Annotated in this window: 32 protein-coding genes; 6 read left to right on the forward strand and 26 right to left on the reverse strand. The window is 36.8% G+C overall.

What is annotated here, in order from left to right; genetic code table 11:
• The 25 genes from Q0W25_RS06800 to Q0W25_RS06920 form a co-directional block, all read right to left on the reverse strand.
• The coding region (locus tag Q0W25_RS06800; protein WP_298520528.1) for a solute carrier family 23 protein at positions 1–326 on the reverse strand (326 nt) is incomplete at its 3' end.
• Positions 327–547: 221 nt separating this feature from the next.
• Positions 548–2,278, reverse strand: a complete 1,731-nt coding sequence (locus Q0W25_RS06805) for a hypothetical protein (protein ID WP_298520530.1) — start codon at positions 2,276–2,278, stop codon at positions 548–550.
• Positions 2,279–2,287: 9 nt separating this feature from the next.
• A complete protein-coding gene (locus Q0W25_RS06810) occupies positions 2,288–3,085 on the reverse strand; it encodes an amidohydrolase family protein (RefSeq protein WP_298520533.1) in 798 nt (265 codons plus the stop codon).
• A 242-nt stretch (positions 3,086–3,327) separates the two neighbouring features.
• Positions 3,328–3,963 (reverse strand): HPP family protein, encoded by a 636-nt coding sequence (locus Q0W25_RS06815; RefSeq protein ID WP_297825509.1) that lies wholly within the window; start codon positions 3,961–3,963, stop codon positions 3,328–3,330.
• A gap of 18 nt (positions 3,964–3,981) precedes the next feature.
• Positions 3,982–4,809 (reverse strand): 4Fe-4S binding protein, encoded by an 828-nt coding sequence (locus tag Q0W25_RS06820; RefSeq protein ID WP_367270526.1) that lies wholly within the window; start codon positions 4,807–4,809, stop codon positions 3,982–3,984.
• Between the two features lie 48 nt (positions 4,810–4,857).
• Positions 4,858–5,790: a carbohydrate kinase family protein gene (locus Q0W25_RS06825; RefSeq protein WP_297825502.1), complete on the reverse strand. Its 933-nt coding sequence runs from the start codon at positions 5,788–5,790 to the stop codon at positions 4,858–4,860.
• A gap of 9 nt (positions 5,791–5,799) precedes the next feature.
• Positions 5,800–6,690: a formylmethanofuran--tetrahydromethanopterin N-formyltransferase gene (locus Q0W25_RS06830; protein WP_298520538.1), complete on the reverse strand. Its 891-nt coding sequence runs from the start codon at positions 6,688–6,690 to the stop codon at positions 5,800–5,802.
• A gap of 12 nt (positions 6,691–6,702) precedes the next feature.
• The gene (locus tag Q0W25_RS06835) at positions 6,703–7,749 is read right to left on the reverse strand and encodes a hypothetical protein (RefSeq protein WP_297825496.1); all 1,047 of its coding nucleotides are present in this window, start codon (positions 7,747–7,749) and stop codon (positions 6,703–6,705) included.
• Between the two features lie 4 nt (positions 7,750–7,753).
• Positions 7,754–9,121: a 4Fe-4S binding protein gene (locus Q0W25_RS06840; protein WP_367270527.1), complete on the reverse strand. Its 1,368-nt coding sequence runs from the start codon at positions 9,119–9,121 to the stop codon at positions 7,754–7,756.
• Positions 9,118–10,146, reverse strand: coding sequence for a 4Fe-4S binding protein (locus tag Q0W25_RS06845; protein WP_297825491.1), 1,029 nt, complete (start codon positions 10,144–10,146; stop codon positions 9,118–9,120). Before Q0W25_RS06845 ends, Q0W25_RS06840 begins: the two co-directional genes overlap by 4 nt.
• Positions 10,147–11,271, reverse strand: coding sequence for a nickel-dependent hydrogenase large subunit (locus Q0W25_RS06850; RefSeq protein WP_297825488.1), 1,125 nt, complete (start codon positions 11,269–11,271; stop codon positions 10,147–10,149).
• Positions 11,268–11,717, reverse strand: coding sequence for an NADH-quinone oxidoreductase subunit B family protein (locus Q0W25_RS06855; RefSeq protein WP_297825485.1), 450 nt, complete (start codon positions 11,715–11,717; stop codon positions 11,268–11,270). The genes Q0W25_RS06850 and Q0W25_RS06855 overlap by 4 nt, the downstream gene beginning before the upstream one ends.
• Positions 11,718–11,749: 32 nt before the next feature.
• Complete coding sequence (locus Q0W25_RS06860; protein WP_297825483.1) at positions 11,750–12,142, reverse strand: DUF1959 family protein; 393 nt, start codon at positions 12,140–12,142, stop codon at positions 11,750–11,752.
• Positions 12,143–12,152: 10 nt separating this feature from the next.
• The gene (locus Q0W25_RS06865) at positions 12,153–12,455 is read right to left on the reverse strand and encodes an energy-converting hydrogenase subunit EhaL family protein (protein ID WP_298520547.1); all 303 of its coding nucleotides are present in this window, start codon (positions 12,453–12,455) and stop codon (positions 12,153–12,155) included.
• Positions 12,456–12,463: 8 nt separating this feature from the next.
• Positions 12,464–12,718 (reverse strand): hypothetical protein, encoded by a 255-nt coding sequence (locus Q0W25_RS06870; RefSeq protein ID WP_297825478.1) that lies wholly within the window; start codon positions 12,716–12,718, stop codon positions 12,464–12,466.
• Positions 12,715–13,587 (reverse strand): respiratory chain complex I subunit 1 family protein, encoded by an 873-nt coding sequence (locus Q0W25_RS06875; RefSeq protein WP_298520551.1) that lies wholly within the window; start codon positions 13,585–13,587, stop codon positions 12,715–12,717. Before Q0W25_RS06875 ends, Q0W25_RS06870 begins: the two co-directional genes overlap by 4 nt.
• A 9-nt stretch (positions 13,588–13,596) precedes the next feature.
• Positions 13,597–13,812 (reverse strand): DUF788 domain-containing protein, encoded by a 216-nt coding sequence (locus tag Q0W25_RS06880; protein ID WP_297825472.1) that lies wholly within the window; start codon positions 13,810–13,812, stop codon positions 13,597–13,599.
• 9 nt (positions 13,813–13,821) lie between these two features.
• Positions 13,822–14,493 (reverse strand): hypothetical protein, encoded by a 672-nt coding sequence (locus Q0W25_RS06885; RefSeq protein WP_297825469.1) that lies wholly within the window; start codon positions 14,491–14,493, stop codon positions 13,822–13,824.
• 9 nt (positions 14,494–14,502) lie between these two features.
• A complete protein-coding gene (locus Q0W25_RS06890; protein WP_297825466.1) occupies positions 14,503–15,198 on the reverse strand; it encodes an EhaG family protein in 696 nt (231 codons plus the stop codon).
• Positions 15,198–15,791, reverse strand: a complete 594-nt coding sequence (locus Q0W25_RS06895) for an EhaF family protein (RefSeq protein WP_297825463.1) — start codon at positions 15,789–15,791, stop codon at positions 15,198–15,200. Before Q0W25_RS06895 ends, Q0W25_RS06890 begins: the two co-directional genes overlap by 1 nt.
• Complete coding sequence (locus Q0W25_RS06900) at positions 15,788–16,048, reverse strand: EhaE family protein (RefSeq protein ID WP_298520554.1); 261 nt, start codon at positions 16,046–16,048, stop codon at positions 15,788–15,790. The genes Q0W25_RS06895 and Q0W25_RS06900 overlap by 4 nt, the downstream gene beginning before the upstream one ends.
• Entirely contained in the window at positions 16,041–16,307 is a 267-nt protein-coding gene (locus Q0W25_RS06905; RefSeq protein ID WP_298520557.1) for an EhaD family protein, read from the reverse strand. The genes Q0W25_RS06900 and Q0W25_RS06905 overlap by 8 nt, the downstream gene beginning before the upstream one ends.
• Positions 16,308–16,316: 9 nt before the next feature.
• Complete coding sequence (locus tag Q0W25_RS06910) at positions 16,317–16,565, reverse strand: DUF2109 domain-containing protein (protein ID WP_297825454.1); 249 nt, start codon at positions 16,563–16,565, stop codon at positions 16,317–16,319.
• Between the two features lie 4 nt (positions 16,566–16,569).
• Entirely contained in the window at positions 16,570–17,067 is a 498-nt protein-coding gene (locus tag Q0W25_RS06915) for a hypothetical protein (protein ID WP_298520561.1), read from the reverse strand.
• The gene (locus Q0W25_RS06920) at positions 17,064–17,450 is read right to left on the reverse strand and encodes an energy-converting hydrogenase A subunit A EhaA (protein ID WP_297825450.1); all 387 of its coding nucleotides are present in this window, start codon (positions 17,448–17,450) and stop codon (positions 17,064–17,066) included. Before Q0W25_RS06920 ends, Q0W25_RS06915 begins: the two co-directional genes overlap by 4 nt.
• A gap of 301 nt (positions 17,451–17,751) precedes the next feature.
• Between Q0W25_RS06920 and Q0W25_RS06925 the strand changes: the two genes are divergently transcribed.
• Entirely contained in the window at positions 17,752–18,561 is an 810-nt protein-coding gene (locus Q0W25_RS06925; RefSeq protein WP_298520566.1) for a CPBP family intramembrane glutamic endopeptidase, read from the forward strand.
• Between the two features lie 11 nt (positions 18,562–18,572).
• Here Q0W25_RS06925 and Q0W25_RS06930 read toward each other — a convergent pair whose 3' ends face one another.
• Complete coding sequence (locus Q0W25_RS06930; protein ID WP_297825445.1) at positions 18,573–18,944, reverse strand: hypothetical protein; 372 nt, start codon at positions 18,942–18,944, stop codon at positions 18,573–18,575.
• A gap of 219 nt (positions 18,945–19,163) precedes the next feature.
• Between Q0W25_RS06930 and Q0W25_RS06935 the strand changes: the two genes are divergently transcribed.
• The 5 genes from Q0W25_RS06935 to Q0W25_RS06955 form a co-directional block, all read left to right on the forward strand.
• Positions 19,164–19,715 (forward strand): helix-turn-helix domain-containing protein, encoded by a 552-nt coding sequence (locus tag Q0W25_RS06935; RefSeq protein WP_297825442.1) that lies wholly within the window; start codon positions 19,164–19,166, stop codon positions 19,713–19,715.
• Between the two features lie 20 nt (positions 19,716–19,735).
• On the forward strand, positions 19,736–21,400 hold the full coding sequence (locus tag Q0W25_RS06940) for an AMP-binding protein (RefSeq protein ID WP_298520569.1): 1,665 nt from the start codon (positions 19,736–19,738) through the stop codon (positions 21,398–21,400).
• A gap of 14 nt (positions 21,401–21,414) precedes the next feature.
• The gene (locus Q0W25_RS06945; RefSeq protein ID WP_298520572.1) at positions 21,415–21,699 is read left to right on the forward strand and encodes a 4Fe-4S dicluster domain-containing protein; all 285 of its coding nucleotides are present in this window, start codon (positions 21,415–21,417) and stop codon (positions 21,697–21,699) included.
• Positions 21,700–22,815: a 3-methyl-2-oxobutanoate dehydrogenase subunit VorB gene (locus tag Q0W25_RS06950; RefSeq protein ID WP_298520575.1), complete on the forward strand. Its 1,116-nt coding sequence runs from the start codon at positions 21,700–21,702 to the stop codon at positions 22,813–22,815.
• Positions 22,816–22,828: 13 nt separating this feature from the next.
• Positions 22,829–23,687, forward strand: an 859-nt coding sequence (locus tag Q0W25_RS06955; protein ID WP_298520578.1) for a thiamine pyrophosphate-dependent enzyme, incomplete at its 3' end; no start/stop codon positions are given.

Below are 23,687 nucleotides of genomic sequence, written 5' to 3' on the forward strand. Positions count from 1 at the left end.
ACAATCATTAAAGCAGTGAATACACTTCCAGTACCCCCAATCGCATAACCTGCAACCATAGGAGCGATGAAAGCAAACGAACTTCCCAGATATACTGGGCTTCTATTACGAGTACAAACAAGATAAATTAATGTACCTAAACCAGATGAAACCAATGCTACAGGAATTGACAATATATCCGCACCAGCAGTAGTGTTTACGACAATAGGAACCAATATTGTAGCTCCAAACATTGCACATACATGCTGAATAGCAAGTAAAAGCATCCTAAGCGCCGGTGGTTTATCAGCAACACCAAGTAGCATATTACTATTTTCTTCCACCATAATATCACAAATTTTTCCATATTTTATCATAAATTGCTCAATTATTTTAAAAATTCAACTGAACATTTAAATAATTTAATGTTAAAATGCTTAAAATTTGTTAAAAAAACCTTAAACATCCCTATAACAATTTCTGATTAATGATATATATCTGAATGAAAGAATAAAATACTTTTCATTTGACTTTGAATTTAAAAAAAAATAAGAAGAAAAAATCCCAATTATTCTGTATTAGGAATTCTTTCATTAGTGTTTTGTCTAGTGAAGCTTCCCATATTCTGATACAATTTACTCATCTGAGATATGGAAGTTTTAGACATGGAATATTTTAGTTTAACTATTAAACCAGAGGTATCATAGTCATTGAAACAACTGTACATATGATCTACTGTCAACCAGTTTGTAGGAATGTCATGGCTTCCATGATCATAATCACCAGACGGGTTTCCTACCAGAACTTTTGAACCGTCCTTACTGATGTCCAAAATAGCAACATAGTGATTCCACGTATGGAATATCAAAGCGCAACCGCCTTTTTTAAGTTCATTTAAAGCAGTACCGAATGAACTTTTGTAGTAGATAGTGCATTTCATATTAAATAATTCAAGACCTTTTTTCAATCCAACGGTACTTGAGCCATCATAATAGTTTGTGCCTGATTTCGAAGCCAGAAACTGCTCATTGAGATAGCACCTCAAGACTTGAGTGCACATGCTTGATGATGTAGGTCCGCAGGTGTATCCTGTATTCTGCACATCCCTTACCTCTGAATAGGTATATGCTTTACCTTTTAGGGAAGCTGTTATTTCGTAAGGCCAGTAATTATGTGAATTCTTAAGAACTAACCTTGTATTCAAATCCCTTTCAAAAACATTCCATTTTGTTCTTTGGAATATGTGATTGTAATTAGGTTCTGATTTTGTTTTGGTAAACACATAGTTGGTTAATTTTTTATATAAATACAAACCTTTACTGTCCCTTTTGATTACTTCCAGATATTGGGCTTTCAAAATGGTATATTTTGAATTTTCATCACCCATCACATAATTACCAACCAGATAATCGATATCAGGAGCGCCGTTTTTCATAGGAATCTTGAAATACAGTGGATTTTTTGCGCTGCCGTATAGACATGCGACACGTTTGGTTTTCTCTGATCCAACTACATTATAATCTCCATCAAATGTGACATGTATATCCCTAAATCCTTTGCCAATTCCTGGTTTGAATACTACAAATCCCTCAGAATTGGTTACTTTTTTAAAGTTTATAGTGCCTATTGAAATCTTTAAAGTCCTTTTGGCGACAGGCCAAAATTCGTCACTTTTTAAATAGATTCTCAAATATCCATCATTATATAATCTGTCGTTTCCTATCACAACAAATGTAGTCTTGCCAACGAAGAAGTTGAATGTTTTGGAAACTGCTTCATAATTCTCATTTCCGGCAAAAGAAACTACAATAGGATATTTTCCATATCCCAAATCGATTTTGAGCTTTGCTACTCCTAAAGAGTTTGTAACAACATTGTGATCAACGCCCCAAACCCTCATTGTTATTGGAACATTTGCAAGAGGCTTCCTATCTGACCCATATACCGAAACCTTATAATAACTTCCAGAAGCGATTGTGTACTTTTCAGGGGAAATTCCTGTTTTTTTCTTTGTGGAAGTGGCACCAATAACCGTTTTGTCCGGACTTATGCTGACCGGTTCAACGCTAGAATCGACAGATATGCTGGTTTGCAATGAGTCTGATGCATTTATATCATCACCAGACAACACCAATTCCTCTGAATCATCACTATTATCTAACTCCAACGAGTCATTGGCTGAAACATCCCCGCTTAATGTGGCCTCATCTGTCAAGTTAACATCACTTGCAGAAACTACCGCAATATTGAGCAAAACTAAAACAAAACACAATAATGCCAGTTTAGCTTTTAAATTCATATATTCACCTTATTTTAATCCTAAAATCTTCGCGGAATTCTCATATAAAATTTTATTTTCCTCTTCATGGCTAAGACCTATCTTACGGAACATTTCCATTTCGCTTTCTGCTTCCCACATAGGGTAATCTGTACCCCACAGAACTTTATCAACACCATAAGCATATATAAACTTCTTAACATCTTCAGAAGATAACGCATAAAGGCTTGAACTCAAATCAACATACAAATTTGGTGTGCCTGCAAGCTTTTGGGTAGCTTCCTCCCAGACACTCCAGCCTGCAAAATGAGCTCCTATCACCAGCATGTCTGGAAATTTTTCAAGGAATGGTTTTAATTGTTCAGGATTGGAATAGTCATATCTGAAATCCCCGCAATGAATCAATACAGGGACATTTCCTTTATTAATAACCTCACCAAGCCTGAAGGCTTTTTCACTGTTTAAAGCAAATTGCTGAAAATCAGGGTGAAGCTTTACGCCTTTAAGACCCAAACCTATTAAGTGATTGAAATCTCCTTCAATGTCATCACTGTCAGGGTGAAGCGTACCGAAACCTGTAAACAAATCAGGATTGGATTTGACTACTTCACTGATGAATTCATTGATGGACCTTACCTGTTTTGGGGTTGTCGCGACTGAATGAATCAGATAATGGACAACACCGACTTTGCTTCCATCCTCTATAAGATTGTCAACTTTACCATTCAAAGACATGTCCAAATCATAAAAATCCCGAATTCCTTTAACCGCTTTTGATGCGATTTTTTCAGGATAGATATGACAGTGGGAATTTATTACCTTTTGCATAATTGATTTCCGCCTATATAAAATTTGATTACATTATCATTTAAGTTGGTTATTCTTTATAAAAATAATTATTAAACAAGTTAAAAAAATAGGAAAAAATTGAAAATATAGCGAAGAGCTTCAATTGATATCAAAGCAGTTAATGAAATTTTAACCTAGTAGTTGAATTACTCGGCATGGGGTTGAAATTGATATAAGCCCTTCCATATATTTTCCATTAGTTGATAATTTAATGAAAAAAGTTATCTTCTAGCCCTTCCGACACGGCGAGCAATAACCAATTCACCAACAGATATCAAACCTGCAAAGAATTTTTCCAAACCTCCGGTTGCCCAGATGGCTTCACCGAATGTGGAATTCATGATATTTGCTTCATACTCTTCAGCAGTTATCTTCTTACCTGTTGTCTTTGTGGACACCAAAGCTGATGCAGCCATAAGCTCTTCCCATGTAACGCCCTTAAGCTGATTTTGCATAGCCTTATACAGTTTGGAAACCTTAATGTCATAAAGCTCAGACAACAATTCCACAATGTCGCAAGCGCGGACCATACCAATGACCTGATTGTTGTCATTGACAACAGGCACTGTAACGAACTTGTTATTGGCTGTTAAAATCACTGCAAGCCTTGCAGGATCGTTTTCATTTACAGTGGCAACCTCTTCATAACCGCTCATGATTTCTGATATCTTTTCGTTGCCGTTTCTTAATCCTCTTGTAATGTCAAAGGAGGTTATCCATCCCACCAATTGCTTATTTTCATTAACAACCGGACATGTAAAACGTCTAATTTCTTCCATCACTTTTGAAACTTCTACAACACTGTCATCACAGTTTAAGTATACAAAATCTTTATCCATTAACTCTTTTGCTCTCATAAACAAAACCCCATTTTTTTATTCCATTTCAACACGTTTTAAAGCTGCTACAGGACAACGATGAGTACATTCGACACATCTTATGCATTTGTCGTTGTCAAGGACAACTTCACCATCTCTTAATTCTATAGCCCCTATCGGACAATTCTCTTCACATAAATAACAATTTACACATAGCTCATGGTTTATGTCAATAAACCTTTGATGAGTGATTGGACCAAGATATCTGTCCAATTCAATTGCAAACTTATTTAAGGATATTTCAGCACAAGCTCCGCAACCAATGCACATTTTTTCATTGATGTAAGGATATAATTCATCATCTATCAATTCTATACCTAAATCCATACCCTTCTCTTCGAAAAATTCTCTAAATTCAAGAGTGAATGCATTAGTTGGACACAAAGCTTCGCAGTCTGCCCAGTTATTGTCAACCGAATAGTCAATTGAAATGCTGTTCATCCTGACTACCCTGTGAGGATAACTTACATTGGAGAGATTGTATTCGATTATCTCCCTTTCATCATCCCCATCATAAATAACTGAATTTTTAATCAATTTGATTGCAGAAATTGGACAAGTCTGAACACAAATTTCACATTTGACACATTTATCAGTAATTTTAGCTATTCTAAAAATGTTAGCTGGTTCAATTGCATTAACTGGACACTCTCCAACACAGGTATTGCACCTTACGCATTTAGGTGCTACGGCTATGATCTCCTCTTCTGCCTCGAAGTTGTCGAGTTCGAATTCGAAATCTTCACCGTCATCATCTAATTCAACAGATTTAAGTAGAACTTCACGTTCAAGGCTTTTCATCTGTTTTATAAAGGATACATTCATAATATTACCAACTAAATGATTTTTTTTATTATTAATAAATTTGATTTACTAAAAGAAATCCTCCAAATCTTTTAGTGAAGGAAACTTCTCCATTCCAAATCCTTCGATTGATTTGCTGGCTACCCAGTTACCTATCATGCAGGATTTTTCAAGGCTGTAACCTTTCAAGAAGGAATATAAAAATCCGCTGTTGAAGCTGTCTCCGGCAGCTGTGGTGTCTACAACATCACATTCATAAGCTTCGACAAAGCATTCTTCTGAATTGTTCATTGCAAACACACCAGTTGATCCCTGTTTTACAACAACGCATTCAATTCCAAAGTCCAAAAGACCAACAACCAACTCTTTTAGAGAAGATTCGTAATTATTACATAATAATCTTAATTCTGATTCGTTAATAAGTAAGATATCACATCTTTCAAGAATAGGCTTTAATTCATCAAATCCTTTTTGAACATAGAGCATTCCCGGATCAAAACTCAATAAAGTTTCTTTGCTTAACTTTTCCAACAGTTCAATTTGTGCATTGAACGAATCGCCAACAAATGAAGTGTAATGCATTATTTTACATCTCATGATGTTCAATGGGTTTATTTCACCTATTTTGATTTCATCATTGACTCCTGGGTCAATGTATAAGCATCTCTCACCATTACTATCTACAAAGCCCAAACATTTTCCGGTTGAACCTGATTCTGAATAAATTAAGTTATTGGCGAAAACACCGTTGATAGCTAAATTGTATTCGATTAAATCCCCATCATCATCTTCAGCTATCTTTCCAATAATTGAAGTTGAACATCCCAATCTGGACAAGCCCACAATGGTATTTGCTGCCGAACCTCCAGGAGTGGAAGTTTCACTTTTGATGAAGCTTTCCTCATCTTTGCCAGCGATGTCTGCAACTGAATAGAGCTTGTCTACATTCAATGCTCCAAATCCAATTATTTCCGCATTAAGATCATTGTCATATATTTCCATTTTAAAACCTTACTTTAAGATATCTAATAAATTTATATTCTTATCCCCAAGCTTACCATCAAAATTGCCTGCAGATATTTCAATAACTCCATCAAATTTCAATGCCGCATCAATTCCCGCTTTAACTGCCTTATTCATTGATTCCTCATCAATAGCATTGATTACAACTTCTGGAATGTAATTAACTCCGTCCGGAACTTTAGATATGTCACCTAAGGATTCCTTTAAGGACGGACAGTAAAAGTGATTTGTGGTAGGTCCGATTTCAGGGAAGTTTGTTTCCGGTTTGGAAGCTGCTGAACAAATGTCAAATGGTGCAGTAGCTCCTTCAACGGCCATTATTGCATCAATAATAGCTTCACCCGCATCCAAAACCGCTTCGGGTGTTGAGCAGAAATACCAAAAATTGCCTCCCATAATCCCATCATTTATCCTGAATTTCTCTTCAATCTGGAAATCAGGAACTGCAATCGGAACATTAATCATTCTTCTTCCGTATTCCTCTACGATCCATTCGTATCCATCACCACAGTGTCCTACGATATCCATCATTTCAATATATTCTTCACTGTCTCCTGTTGAATAATCAAAAATACGTGTAAACGGCTTTACCAACACATCCTGCCTTAATCTGTATGACAGTTCGAATGCAAACTTCTCAACATCATCGCTGCCTAGCCAGTATTGTACTACAGCACCGAATCTTCCGTCAGGTGTTTGGGATTTATCCAAAAATCCTTCTACACCCCCTTCAACCCTTCCAATCACTGAACTTGGAGTTGAAGTTGAGTCATATGCTGCCCTTTTTACGATTGATTCTGTAGGGCCTGTAATTAAAGCTCTTACATATTTTCCTTCAAATGCTTCGAAGAATGTGTCTTGTACATTTTCATAACTCATCATATCACCGAATTATCCTAATCCACCTATATCCTGACCACGAATGTTGTTTCTCATTTCCTTGCTGACTTTTAGTATATCATCAAAGTTGTCTTCTTTGACGATTTGAATTGTTGGCAAATCGGATTCACCAAATACTGAGAAAAACATGTCTTTAATTTCCAAATTAATATCGTAGTCTTTGAATAGTTTTTCTAAATCATCTGAATTGTTATAATCATTAATAAACTCTAAAACTTTATTCTTATCATTATTTACATAGACATTAGTTATGACTGCAGTTGCAACTGCACTGTGGGACACTATGGCTATTTCAGCAACTTTCAAAGGATATTCGTTACCGTTGAATGATATGCTGATTCCATTGTTTTCACGTGCGAAGGCTAACGGCTCAACATCAGTGATGCTGTCTCCGATGTAGAGCATCTGATTTATGTCAATGCCGTCACGTTCAATTATCTCATCGATGGCCAGCTTTTTGCCTTGCCCACCTACAACCTCAACGTCACGAATATTTTCATAAATGCTCATTTTTGCTATTTGATTGAAGAAAATATCGTCAAACAACTCGTAATCGGAAGGATTTTTTAATATCAATTCCTTGAATTGATTGATTTTTTCAATTTCTTCAGCAGTCAGAGTTAGGTTATCTAGATTGACCTTAGTGTAAAATGTATTCTTGAATGGCAACTCCATATAATTGGATACTGCTTCAATATATTGGCCATAACTGGTGCTGACTATGTAAGTATTCATAGCTTTCTTCAAGTAACTTAATAGAAATTTGGAGTCGTTTATTGCATAGATGTTGTTCTTTGAAAAATCAACCCAATCATCATTTGTGAGGTTCTCCACAACAAAGAACGGCAAGATCAATTTCAGAGTATTTCCAGCTTTGTAATTTTCTTTTTTAACCTCATCGGCCAAATAATCATCATATAAGCTAAGTATTTTAAATAATTCCCCACCATTCTCAATGAAATGCTCTGCCATCTCAAAAGCATTGTCATTCAATGTTAAAGGACCTTCACAATCTGTTATATATGATTTTTCAAACATCGACTCACCTAAAGTTAACTATCCTGATTGCATTGAGAGGGCAAATCGCCTCACAGGTTCTGCAGTATATGCACTTGTCTTCATCATAATCTATCTTATCGTCATTCAATGCCAATGCATCGACCGGACAGTTTTTGACACAAATTGCGCAAGCTTGGCATTTTGTGGATGAAAGTGAAAAGTCACCTAACCTTTGATTGTGCAGATAAGACCTTGCATAGTACAAATCAGTGTCTTTACTGTAGAAATAATCGTCATAAGCACCGATAGCATCAAACTTACATTGTTCTACGCATCTTCCGCAGTATACGCAATTGTCATTGATTTTGATTGGATTAGGACCATTCAATTCAATGGCACCTACCGGACAGACATTGAAACAATCTCCACAGGCAATGCACTTGTTTTCATAGACTTCAATATTCCTATCCATCAGGTATGAACCGAATAGCTTTGAGAACTTGTCCACTTCGATGCGTGTATCCAGACTGATTTTCAATTCTTCCTCCATCATGTCATTGACTTTGCATTCTATGAAGTTTTCAAAGGTCTGGTCATTGAATTCCAAAGCTATGGACTTGCCTACCTTTTCAAGGACTTTGTTTAAACTGATTAAATTAAGTGATAATTTCTTTATGTCATCATCAACGATTCCGGATACGATATCGAATGATTTGATTTCACTGTACATCTTATAAGCTTTTTTACGTGAAGAGTACTTAATCGCTCCTGAAGGACATGAATGCATACATTCCTCACATCTTGCACAATAGCCCGGATTGATATACGGCAATTTATTTGTCCTTGCGACATTAATTGCTCCCATTGACGGACAAACCCTTGTACAGGTCATGCACCCAATACATTTATCCTGATTAACGACAACAGCCTTACCTCCCTTAACAGTTTTAGGGAGCAATTGACCATATTTGATTGCGTCTGTAGGGCATACTCTGAAACAATATCCACATCTGACACAAGTGTCCTTGTCGATTTCACTGTGCGGTTCAGATTTCCCGTCGGCAACAATATGGATTGAACCGTTTTTACATGCCTGTACACATGCTCCGCATGCTTTACATAACTTAACATTTATGTTTGGAACGTTTTCCTTCAATGGAGGGTCCATATGTACATCCAATGAAATCGCATCATGAGGACATGCATTGCGGCATAATACGCAACCGAAGCAAGTGTTCTTAATTTTTACAAGATTGTCATCCCCGCCCATGTAAATTGCGTCAATTGGACAGGAATCAAGACATGGCTTGTCTTTACACTCAGCACATCTGGTTTGATCAATTACATAATCAACATCAACATCTCTCAATGGTCTTGGTGTTTTAGTATAACTATCAATCATAACACTCACTCCATGAAAATATCCTCATTTAGATTAGATGCCTTTACGGTAACGTGAATATTTTCGCCGTCATCAAGGGCGAATTTGGCAATGAAGTATTTAATTACTGAAAATGGACAAGTCTGGTAACAAATACTGCAACGTAAACATCTATCCCTATCTCTTACTATTGTATCTTCAGTTTCATCAAATGAAATGCATTTTGTAGGACAATCAGGAATACATAACTGACATTTTTTACATTCATCCTTATTCCAATCGATGACTCTGATTTTAAGCCTGTTTACCGCATTGGTTATGATTTCCAATGCAATTTCTTCATCAGGAATAATCTTCAATGCATCATCCCATATCTCTGATAGAGGAACGTCATACTGCAAAAGACCATCTTTTTCAAGGCCCCTCAAATCTTCCTCTTTATCATTGATGTAATCTTCCAGGTAATTGACGCATAAAACAATCAAATCCTTTTGGTCTTGCAGGTTATCAACAAATACCCCCTTCATAGCACCGTTGACAGGACATATCTCTAAACAGTCCCCACAGGAAATACAATTGAGCTGATCAACAACCAGTTTTCCGTCAACAACGCTTATAGCATCAACAGGACATTGCTTCATACACTTTTTACATTTAATACATAAATAATCGTCAACGATATATTGTCTTTTGGACGGAATGATATTGAATTCAGGAAGTATCAGGTGATTTAAACCACATTCCAAAGTTTTCGGATCAGTCGGACAAACCTCTGCGCAAAAACCGCAACGGATACATGCTCCAGGAGTAATGACCGGATATGTCAATCCCTCACCGGTTTCATCATCCTTTTCCCTAATTATTTTAATAGCATTCGGGGACGGACAGGAAACTGTACATGCCCCACAACCTATGCAATATTCCTTATTTACTTTAGGGAAATCCCTAAATCTTTCCGGTGTTTCTGCTATTTCAGGATCTGTTTTTGCATCAGCAAATGCATCTGCCCATGCCTTTCTTGCAAACTCATAAATATACCACATTAATGAAGACATTTAGATTACCTCGTAAAATCCTTTTATAGCAGTTTTTCCATGCTCGTTTGTAATAGCTACCCTTTCAGCACATGCAACACATGGGTCGCTTGTAGCGTAGGTAGCCACTGCATCTGCAACGGTTGGAACGTCTCTTATCATATATTTTGCACAGGAGTCCATATTTGAAATACTTGGAGTTCTGATTGAAATGTTCTTGATTAAATTTCCATTTGTTTCAATCATGTAGGTAACTTCACCACGAGGAGCTTCATTTTTGCGCATTGCATAACCTGATTTTATATCAGCAGGAGTACGAACTTCACCATCAGGTATGTTTTCAATAGCTTGCCTAACCAGACTGATTGACTCTGGAATTTCATCAAATCTTGTAAGTGTCCTTGCATAATTGTCTCCTTCGCTTCTTCTGATTACCTTGAAGTCGAAGTAGTCATCATATGTATAATGGCCAACCCTATAATCTTCCTTGACACCAGATGCTCTTCCAATTGGACCTACAGCTCTTCCTTTAATTGCTTCTTTTTTGGTCATTACACCTATTCCTTTACATCTCAAAGCAAGTGCAGGGCCTTCGGCAAACAATGCTCTGGTTCTTTCAAACTCTTCCTCTATTTTATCAAGGTTTTCCAGTATCGGTTTGAAATGGCGTTCGTCAGCATCCATTCTAACTCCACCAACAACATTCCATCCCATATTAACCCTATTTCCGGTTAAAAGTTCAATTGAATCCATTGCATATTCCCTTAACTCCAAAACACGCATGAACAATGTTTCATGATCCATTGATTTGAAGAATGTGGAGTTTGCAAGAAAGTGACTTTGGATTCTATCCAACTCATTTGCAATGACCCTTAAAAATTGGGCTCTAGGTGGAACTTCCACATCGGAAATTTGCTCTATGGTTTCGGCGAAAGTCTGGGTGTGCTCATATGAACAGATCCCGCATACACGCTCTGAAAGATAAATCGCTTTCTGCCAAGTTTTTCCTTCCATTATCTTTTCAATACCTCTGTGAACATAACCATATTCTATTTCTGCTTTAACAACACGTTCCCCTTCAGTTTGCAGTTTAAGTCTGATAGGTTCCTTTAAAGCAGGATGAATTGGACCAATAGGTACTATCATTTCATTTCCCTCCCACGGTCAGCAATAGCCTGTGGACCCACAGCCAGAATGGCTCCTAATATTTCGCTAGGTCTAGGTGGGCATCCTGGAATGGCCGCATCAACCGGAATGAAATTGGATGCTGGAGCATAAACATGCCCACCTTCCTGATTGAACACATCACCAGTTTGAGGACAATTTCCTACAGCTACCACTATTTTTGGTTCGGGAGCTTTATCATAAATTCTCTTTAAATTAGTGACCCATTGCTCTGTAACTGCACCAGTAAGCAACAAGACATCAGCTTCACGAGGATTGTTGTGAACATAAATACCATATTGCTCTAAATCGTATCTTGGAGATAACAGCGCAACGCATTCAACGTCACATCCGTTGCATCCCCCACAATTTACGATACATACATGGATTGAGCTTTTTCTCACAACATCCTTAATAGCATCTAACATTGTACTCCTCTCTTTTTATTTGATAAATATAATTAATATTTAGCCTCATCTTTTAATAATTGGAATAGCTCTAATCTGCCTTCTTTTAATACATCTTCATAAGATTTGCCGTTTTTGACTTCCTGAACCAGTTTATATCTCAAATCTTTTCCTTTTTCTCTCGGAAGTATCTCCAAAGTATCGATGAACCAGCATAACCTCAAGTCAGCGTTGAATTTCTGATATAAGCATATGTCCTTGGCTGAATCAAATGTTCCATGTAAATTTTCAAGGGAATCCAAATCAAACAAACTAAAGAATAACTCCTCCAATTCCTCAGTGGTACAATCGAATTCCTTGGAAAGCGGAACTATTATGTCTCTTTGCCAAGCATAACTTTTGATTATCCTATTTTGCATCAATTTTAATCTTGCATCATCATCCATTCCAATCACATCATACTGTAACTTTTAATAAAATATATAATAAAATCGCCAAGATTAATCCAACAGCGGTTTCTTTTCTACCATATCCCGGCCTTTCGCCCATTATAAATCCGCCTAGGAGAAAACCAATTGCTGATAAAATGACATTGCCTGAATTAAATGCTAAACACCAGCCAATAATTGAAATTGCTGCTGCAGGCATGTTGAAATCCGAATCTGCAACGAATGGTTCTCCATGTTGTTTATAACTGTAAACTAAACCAAGAATGGAACCAACAGCAAATGCAAGTATATAAATCATATAATCTAACATAATATCTCCTACATCGGTTTATAAAGCAATATAAATGAACAAACAATTGCTATGAATGTAATTACAAAACATATCTTCTCTATACTTTCAATCTTATGTGAAAAGTTGCCTTTGGCCAACAACAGGAAAATAGCCAATACGATTCCGATAATCACTATCGGAACAATCAGGGTGGAGTGGAAAACCGTTGTCAAAAGGCCTACAACCACAACACCAACAGCAACCAATGCTGTTAAATAAATAATCATGTCTTCACTGTTCATGCTACCACTCCTGTGAATATCATCAATACAGATCCGAAGAAGCAAATTGCCCCTATGGTAATCTGGGTCATGACTGAATGATTTGGACTTAAGATAGGTGTTGTTGCATTGATAAATCCAGTGATGAATGAAATTACAATCATCCCTATCAAGTATCCGACAGCATCAAGCGGACCGAAGAATATTGTCAGGAATACCCAAAGCAACACATACCATGCGATTGATTCTGAAAACAGCATGAACCCTCTTAGGAATCCGAAATGTTCTGTTTCAAATCCTGATATCAGGGCTTTGTCTTTTGTTATCGCGAACGGAGAGTATGGAGATTTGGTAATGATTAACATAAAGAACATTAAAGCCGCAAGCGGAATTGAAAATATTAACGGACCATGAACTGATTGGTATGAAATGATTTCACCTATATTCATTGAACCGGTTATCAAATAGACAAACACGATTGCCGCAAACAATGGAAGCTCTGTTGCTGCTGAAAGCACAGCCCTTACACAACTTAGCTTTCCGTATGGAGAACCGGAACTTGAACCTGCATTATGCTCAACTATTTTATAAACCGCATAAACACCGAACAAAATCAATAATGAGTCATGAGCTACAGGACCTACAATAACACCAACAACCCAAATTAAAGCTAAAATAAATACAATTCCTATGTAAAACACTTTTGAAACTGTTTTTGGGATTGCTGTTTCCTTGAAGAAAAATTTTAAGGAATGTATCAAATGCTGGACTATAGGTGGTCCTGGACGTTTCTGAACACGAGCCATAACTTTCCTGTGCAAACCTAGAAGCAGGCTTCCTGCCAGGAATGCTATAATAACATTAATTAAAATATCTGCCATCAAATTCATAATACCACTCTAATATCCAGTAAATGGTTCTTTCACCCTTTCTTCTGCATCTTCAGGTCTTGGTTTAGCCATTGTCAATAAACCTAAAGATAAAACCCATAATGGAATACCAAATATAGCTACGCCATATACGATCCACGCTTCGAAGTCTATTATCAAGCATGCGAGAATAGCTATTGTTGATAAAGCCAATAATACAATACATAAACTTTTTTGACTAACCATACTCACCACTTACCATAATACCAATAATAATATTTCAACAGCTCTTACGATAATGAACAATGAGCTTAAGTGAATAATAACGATAAATGGGGAACCAGCAGTCCTGAACATTTCTGCTTTGCTTGCAAAAAATGGCGCTACTCCACTTTCACCCAATATACCTACTAACATCAGTGCTGCACCAAACACAACCATCGGACTTGCAGGCATTTGGGATAACACTGCAAGGGATAATGTTCCGGTAGCTGCAAGAATAATTGCCGCACCGCCGAATAATGGCAGGCTGCACATCATTGCTATCAAACCATAGTTGAATGCTGAATTCAAAACAGTGGTCTGCTTTACAGCTGATACAATACCGATATTCAAAATACCAACTAAAGCCATGAACAATGTAAAGTTAAATAAATCTCCAGTTATCATTGCCCCTGCAGATGCGATACCGCAGAGAACTGATAAGAATCTTCTTTGCTTAAATTCCTTAGGACCAACCTTTACTTCAGTATTGTGCAGATAATGCATGGTAGCTTCTATTTGTGTTTCAGGTTTACTTACAGCAATCAAAGCTGTGAAACCTAACAATACTGCAAAAAGGAACAAGTTGAAAGGTGTAATGTACAATACAATGTCTCCAAGTGGAATTGTTCCAAGTAAATTTCCTCCAAGTGTAACGAAATCCATAACCATCACCTACTCCTTATCAAGATCCTCTCTCATAAGCAGACCAATCAAGCCCACTTTTGAAGCTACTTTTAATAGTAATCCACATGCTGCCAAGAATAAACTCAATAACCAGTATTGAGGTGTTACAAAGAATAACAGGAATCCAATAATCCATAAACACCATGCAATACCGGAAACTCCGGCAACGCCATCCAATACCAATACAGGAAGTCCTCTTGCTTTTTTAGACAATGCGTATAAAACAATTCCTCCACCAGCTACTGCACCTCCAGTAAAACCGGTCAAAAATATTCCATAACCAACCAATACCAAAGCGATGAAATTAGGAGCTGTGGTCATGATTTCCATATTCAATGCAAAAGGCTGAGGGAATAATGAAGAAGATTTGGAAAGGTTTCTTCTAGGGTCTTGTTCTATTATGCGCATCTCTCTTGTAATCAAAATTTCAGAAATAGCCAAAGTTTCAGCCAATTCTACAACCAAACCAGGTAAAATTAAAGCTTCAGCCAAATCTGTTCCAACGGCAGACACTACAAAAATCATTGCAAGTCCGACCAAATCAGTCAGTATAAGAATGTGAATTTCTTCCCTTTTTAATGCAATTGCCATTGTTCCAATGAATCCGACAATCAGCCCTGCATAGATTGCAGGCAGATACATTGAAAGGAATGCGTCAGGAACAAACGGAGGTATGAATACCATCAGTTATCCCTCCTTAACTGTTTTGATCTGGCTTTGACGTCACTGACCTTAACTTCGTTGGCAACTTGCTGGGACTCGTTGATAGCTTTCTTAACATCTGCCTTTATTTCTTTTTCATCATTTTTTCTATTCATTGTATAATTGATAGATAACCATGAAGCGATGATGAATGACATCATCAGAATACTGGATTCAAGTATTGTATCGAAACCTCTGGTATAATACAATATCTCATCTATAAGTCCACCAGGAGATGAATAGATTGATGTTCCAAAGTACGGAGATATTGAAGATACCCACTCGGAAATCGGTGACATGTATCCAGTTATCATACCCAATTTAGCGGCATTTTCCGGATATTGTGGATTGATGTTTCCCGGTGCCTTTAATACTTCACCGCCCCTGTCATATGGAGCGATAGCCAATCCCTCATCTACTTGAACCTGTGGAGCCGGTCTGACATATAATTGATCTGGATTTAATGCCATCGGCACTATAAGACCGATGATTAGAAGTATTCCTAAACTGAAAGCGAAAAGACGAGGAATATTTTTAGGCTCTGCGAGCTTGTTCCATAAAACTCCTATTCTCATACGTCTGCCCCCATCTCTTCTAAACGAATAATTGCTCTAAATAAGATTAATGTAATGATTACTGTTGTTGCAAGTAATGTCAACAAAGCCAAAACATGGTTATAGCATAATAAAACCAAACATACACCAATTGAAGCCATTTCTGTGTTGAATGTTCTTATTATCGGGTCGTTGACTCCAGGACCCCATGCAGTGGCGATACTTCCAACAATCGCTAGAAAAATTCCAAAGTAAAAGAATATCTGAACCTCAATCATTTAACTCACCACTTTTTACCTTGTTTTTTCTAATTTCATTGATTTTCACAATGGCCAAAATGAATACTAATGTGGATAATGGGTCAGCCAAGGCGGCAAACAATGCAACATCAAAATATTTGAATGCAACTACAGCCAAGACGAAACCTGCATCAAGGATTGAAAACATTATGACTTTATCTAAAGGTTTTTTAAGGAATATTATTCCAAAAGCACCTATGACCATCAAAGCCATTGCAAGTATAGATATGATTTCCATTTTAATGCCTCACTCCAATAGTATTTCATCATCAAGCCTTTTTAATGTATACGCAATTGCATTAGCACTGATTGTTGAACAAATGAAGAATGCTGCTGCAACTACAAGAGCGAATGGAGTGTTTATGAACAATGCTATAATAGCTGAAACTCCAAAACCGATAACATTCAAATAAAGCAATCTTTCAGCCCTGTTCTGTGTTATCAAAGCTCTCAATGCTACAAATAAGACTATAATTCCAATAATTTCAACATACATATAATCACTCCTCTGCATGCCTATTGAATTTTTGAGCTATTTTTCCTAAAACAATTGAAGCTCTAACTTGATCAATACCTTGAACGGTTAATATTGCAATAACCATTCCCCCAATAAACATTTCAGGAGTTAAACCAACAAATGAAGATATGAATATGATTAATGTTGCAGTTAAACTTCCGGTAGTTCCTGCATATCCCGGATCGGCGCATAGCCTATTTCCCATAAATACGAAAAATGCCGCAATAATTCCTCCAGGGATTCCTAAAACCAAATATCCAATTGAAGCCAGTAATGTACCAGCAGATGCATCTGGAGAACATAGAATGTTTCCTTGGAAGAATCCGCCAGCAATATCTCCCCCTCTTTTACTTACATCTCTACCGACTATCTCAGCTCCTTTAACACCAGGATTTTCAGGAAGCCCGAAATATGTGTCGACTATAACAAAATTCAACCAGCATAGAATAGCAGCAATTATAATTCCAATTACCTCATTCATCGCATATCCTCCCCATCAGCTTCATCTAAAGGCTTTGGAAATACAAAATCAAATAAATATTTCACAAATAATGCAGATAAAATGCCTATAATAGCGGCCAATACAATTCCATTATAAATAAAAGTATAGTTTAAAACTAAGAAAATTGAAAAAATACCAATAGCTATTATTGGAGTCGGATATAATGCGCTTACATCAAAAGAGTACCTATATGGTTTGCCAGGCAATAGCGGAAGCCTTAAAATTAATGCCATTACAACAGAAGCTATAATAGCTACAATATAAGCTAGCAATGCATCGAATGGACTGATAGCTATATTGACAAGTCCGGAAATATTACCGTATGAAGCAAAAAATATGGTACCATACACCAAATCAAACATTTTAATAGACTCCTCTTAAGTAATAAATTTACATATAAAAATATATAAATATTGTTACTTAAAAATAATATATAACAGTCCGAATATTTATAAAAATAACAATTATTTGGTAAAATTGCAATAAAACAAAGTTAAATGTTGAAAAGGACTAAATATTATGTTATCACAATAATATCCAGAAATGACCTAACATAAATTCTTTATTCTTGATAAATAAAGAATATTAACAAATAAATTTTTAAAGGACAGATATCTTCTAGAATAGAGAATGCGACTTAAAATGAATTCAGAGGATAAAAATATGGACCGAGAAGTAAGTAATTTTAATGTAAGGCTCAGAACAATAAAAATCAGAGAACTTATTGCAGGCATCATTATTGCAGCGATAGCATGCGGAATTACCATGGCAATATTTCCCCAAATTGCCGAAAATGATGACCTGATGATGATTGTGCTTTTAACATTCGTCCTGCTATTTTTTGCATGGTGTTTAAAAGGCACCACAGGTGTTTCCACAAATGTCGAAAATGTCTTATTAAAGGACAATAGAAAGGAAATACTGTATGTGATGATTATAAACCTGATTTTTGCCCATATCTTCCTTCTGTTGATAGTACTTCTGGACATGCTGCTTGGAATGACCGACCCGTCATGGGTGAGTGGAATAGACATAGATTCAGTTGATTTGACCCCAAGCGCATTTATGTTTAGCGCAATAGCGTCCATAATATTCGCTCCAATAATCGAAGAGCTGATATTTAGAGGAGTTCTGTTCAACAGACTGAAAATAAGGGTTGGAATTGTTCCTGCAATGATACTCTCATCATTTTTATTTGCCATAGGTCATGACTTTGGAGGAATTGTAAGCGCATTCCTATTTGGAATATGCATGTGCATATTGTACCTGAAAACAGACAACATATTCATTACAATGAGCGTTCATTTCCTTAACAATCTCCTGGCAACATTTTTAGAAGTTGTAAATAGCGATGCATTGTTCGTCCACCCACCGGGACTTTTTATCCTTGCAATAGCCGTGGCAATAGCTACCGTGCTGTTAATAAAATACATCTTTGAAGAGACTTCCAAATTAAGGAAAGCCTACTCATAAAAAAAAGAAGTTTAGTGGAATCCGCATCCACTGCAAGTTTCACATTTTTCCTCTTCAAGAGGATCATATTTTTTATCTTCCTGCAAGGTGGCTGAAATGAAATACTGGTCCAGTTCATCCTTATTTTTTAAAACGGGTGAAACACCTTTGAATTCACATCTCATATCTCCAGTTCCACCAATATCAACTAAAATCGGTTCACCTAATTTGAATCTTTTAAAGTAAGATTCAACTTCATCCTTCAAAGCACCAGGAATTCTGAAATTAAAAGATAGAATATTGTTTTCCTTCATCTTTAAACCGACATACTTCTGGTCGATTTCATAATTCAATCCTAACTGTTTTTTGAAAATTATGTTAGTGCCAATTTCATTAGATGTCATATTATAATCTCCTCAATTAATTGAATTATATGTTTGTAATATATAAAACTTTCTTAAAATGTATTGAAAGTGTACATCATAAAAAAATTAAAATTCATCAATTTATAATGAATTATCACGATTTTTAACAACCTTTATATAAAGTTAAAATCAGAATTACTATATGTTATAATATTTATTATATCAAAATAATCAATTTAGAAAAAAAGGTGTTTATTTATGAATGAATACAACAAAGATATTGGAAATAGAATTAGAGAATTGAGAGAACTATCAGACATTACAACCGAAGAAATCGCTAAAGAGCTGAATATTAAAGAAGAAACATACATCCAATATGAAAACGCAGAAGTAGACATCCCTGCAAGCTTCTTATATGAACTTGCACACATTTTCAAAGTTGATTTAGGATTATTATTGACCGGTGAAGAAAGCAGGATGAACATATTCGACGTTACACGTGCGAACAAGGGAGTTTCAGTGGACAGGAGAAAAGAATATACACACCAAAACCTATGTTCTAAATTCATTCACAAAAAAGCCGAAACATTCCTTGTAGTGGTGGACCCTGAAAAGAATCCGGTTCCTTCACTGAATTCACACCCCGGTCAGGAATTTAACTATGTACTTGAAGGTTCCTTGAAGATTTATATACACAACAACGAAATCGTGCTTAACGAAGGAGACTGCATCTTCTTTGATTCAGCACACAGACACGCAATGGTAGCACTCAACGACAAACCGGCTAAATTTTTAGCAGTAATCATATAACGCTTACAGGAGATTATTAAATGACATCAGTAATAGGAGATTTTTTAGAAAGAGTTGAATTTAACTCATATGAAGATTTTCATAAAAATTTTAAATTGAAATACAATGAAGATTATAATTTTGGATTTGACGTGGTCGACAAATATGCTGAAATAGATCCTGACAAGATAGCGTTGATTTGGACTAACGACAATGATGAAAACCATACATTCACATTTAAAGAAATGAAGGAATACTCAAACAGGACAGCAAATCTGTTTAAACGCTACGGCATCAAAAAAGGCGACTGCGTAATGCTTACATTAAAAAACAGATATGAATTTTGGTTCTGTATGGTTGCATTGCACAAAATAGGAGCAATAGCTATTCCGGGAACACATATGTTGAAACTCCACGATATCGACTTCAGAATAAAGGAAGCAAACGTGAAAGCTGTCGTTTCCGTTGAAGAAGACACCTTGCTTCCAGATTATGAAGAGACTGAAAAGGAATTGGGAGTAGACTTGAAAAAGTTTGTAATTGAAACAGAAAGGGAAGGATGGGTTAACTTTAACGAAGCCATTAAAAATGAAAGCAACGTGTTTGAAAGACCTACAGGTGAGGACAAAACCTATGCTGAAGAAATCTTCCTTATTTATTTCACATCCGGAACCAGCGGACTTCCAAAAATGGTTTCACATAAGCATACCTACTCCTTAGGCCACATCCCTACCGCAAAATATTGGCACAATGTCGTGGAAGACGGAATCCACCACACTGCAGCAGATACTGGATGGGGAAAAGCCGTTTGGGGAAATCTCTATGGACAGTGGATTGCAGGAACTGGAATATTCATTTATGACTATGGCAGATTCAATGGAATCAAATTGCTTGAAAAAATTATCGAACATAAAGTGGATACATTCTGTGCTCCACCAACAATTTACAGATTTATCATTAAAGAAAACATCGAAGGATATGACTTGTCCAATCTGAAATACGTTACAACTGCTGGAGAGCCTCTGCCTCCGGAAGTGTCAGAAAGATTCTACGACATTTCAGGATTAAGAATCAAGGAAGGATTCGGACAGACCGAAACCACATTGTCAATCGGAACATTTGTATGGTTGGATGCTAAAGTGGCATCCATAGGCAAACCTTCCCCATTGTTTGATTTGGAGTTATTGGATGAAAACGACAATAAAGTGGAAATCGGTGAAGAGGGAGAACTCTGCTTTAAAATGAATGATGGACCAAATCCTGGACTGTTTAAAGATTATGTAAATGATGATGAAAAATACAGACAGCAAATCCATGACGGATATTACCACTGTGGAGATACCGCATGGGTTGATGAAGACGGATATGTTCACTTTGTCGGAAGAAATGACGACATTATCAAATCTTCAGGCTACCGTATTGGACCTTATGAAGTGGAAAGCGCTGTGCTTTCTCACGAAGCAGTGGCTCACTGCGCAATTACCGCTTATCCTGATGAAGTGAGAGGTCAGATTGTAAAGGCAAGCATTGTGTTGCAGCCTGACTTCGAACCGTCAGATGAACTTACTAAAGACATACAAAATCATGTTAAAAGAGTTACAGCTCCTTATAAATACCCTAGAATGGTTGAATATGTTGATGAACTTCCAGAAACAATCAGTGGTAAAATAAGAAGAGTTGAAATCAGAGAAAAAGACAATAAATAATTATAGATGATATAATGACAGAAGAGATATCTTATCCAGTTATTAATGAAGAATTATGCAAAGGATGTAAAAGATGCATAATCGGATGTCCTCAAAATGCAATATTCCTTTCAGAAGACATGAACGACGCAGGATATCAATTTGCTTATTATAGTGGAAACGGGTGTACAGGATGTAAGGACTGTTACTTCACATGCCCCGAACCATTAGCATTAGAAGTGCATCAGTACAAGAAGATTGTTAACGATGAAGTTGGAAGAATGATTAAGGCTAAAGTAGCTAACAAAGGGGGAAAGTAAATGAGTAATCAAATGGTAAAAGGAAACACTGCCGTTGTCATCGGTGCAATGTATGCCGGATGTGACTGTTTCTTTGGATACCCAATTACTCCTGCAAGTGAAATTTTGCATGAGGCATCAAAATACTTCCCGATGGTTGGAAGAAACTTTGTCCAGGCAGAAAGTGAAGAGGCATCAATCAATATGGTCTATGGTGCATCAGGTACCGGACACAAAGTTATGACTTCCTCATCCGGACCGGGAATCAGTTTGATGCAGGAAGGATTCACATTTCTTGCAGGTGCAGAACTTCCTGCAGTTATCGTCGACATTATGAGAGCAGGACCTGGACTTGGAAATATCGGACCTGAACAAGGGGACTACAATCAAATTGTCAAAGGTGGAGGTCATGGAAACTATAAAAACATAGTTCTTGCTCCAAACAGCGTTCAGGAAATGTGTGATTTGACCATGAAAGCGTTTGAACTTGCAGACAAATGGAGAAATCCTGTAGTAGTTCTTGCTGACGGTACTTTAGGACAGATGGCTGAACCATTGGTATTCCCTGAGGAAGCTATTGAACCGAAAAATGATAAGTCTTGGGCTGTTAAAGGAACTGAAGAAACTATGGGCAACCTCATTACATCAATTTTCAATGACTTCAATGATTTGGAAGACTTCAACTTCAAGCTTCAGGAAAAATATGCTAAAATTGAAGCTGAAGAAGTGATTTATGACGAATACCAAGTTGAAGATGCAGATATCGTTCTTGTGTCATTCGGTATCAGCAGCAGAATTGCAAGATCAGCAGTGGACAAATCACGCGAAAAAGGAATAAAAGTTGGACTTTTAAGACCTATCACATTATCTCCTTTCCCTGTTGACAGGATTAAGGAATTGTCAGATAAGGGTGTCAGTTTCATATCTGTTGAGATGAGCAATGGTCAATTATTAGCTGATGTGCAATTTGCAGCTTTAAGAAAAGAAGATACTCATTTGGTTAACAGAATGGGTGGAAACCTAATTGAATTGAAACAAATTCTTGCTAAAATTTATGAAATAGCTGGCGTTGAAGATGAAGATATAGACTTATCCAAAAGAAGCGATGAAAAAGCCAGCCCAAACATTATTGACTAGAGGATGTGGAAAAATGAGTGATAAAGAAAATAAAGATTACGAATTACAGGTACGTAGAAATCCACAATCCCTTTTAGAAGAGTATCCTAGAAAAGGAACCAACATTCAATCAACTCACTACTGTGCGGGTTGTGGACATGGAATCTTACATAAATTGATTGCAGAATGTATGGATGAACTTGGAATACAGGAAAGATGCGTAATGATTTCCCCTGTGGGATGTTCAGTATATGCATACTTCTATTTCAACTGCGGAAACTTCCAGACTGCTCACGGAAGAGCCCCTGCAGTTGCAACAGGTATTTCAAGAGCTGAAGACAACGCAATTGTTATGAGCTACCAAGGAGATGGAGATTTAGCATCAATCGGTTTGAATGAAACTTTGCAGGCTGCGAACAGAGGAGAAAAAATGGCAGTATTTTTCGTCAACAACACAGTTTACGGAATGACCGGTGGACAGATGGCTCCAACAACCTTGATTGGAGAAAAGACAGTTACCTGCCAAACAGGAAGAGACCCTGACTATGCAGGACACCCTACACATATGTGCGAGTTAATAAATACCCTGAAAGCACCTGTGTTCATTGAAAGGGTTTCACTTGCAAACCCATTGAAAATCAGACTTGCAAAATTCGCCATCAAACAGGCATTGACAATTCAAAAGGAAGGCAAAGGATACTCATTTGTTGAAGTATTATCACCTTGCCCTACCAACCTAAAACAGGACGTTGTAAGTGCTCAGAAATTTATTGAAGAACAGATGGAAAAGGAATTCCCTGTTAAAAACTTCAGAAACAACATGTACAAAAAAGAACCTGTGCAAAGACCTGTCAGTGACTTTTCAACTGAATCATTGGATAAAATATTCAATG

This window comes from uncultured Methanobrevibacter sp. (assembly GCF_947166415.1).
Classification (GTDB): Archaea; Methanobacteriota; Methanobacteria; order Methanobacteriales; family Methanobacteriaceae; genus Methanocatella.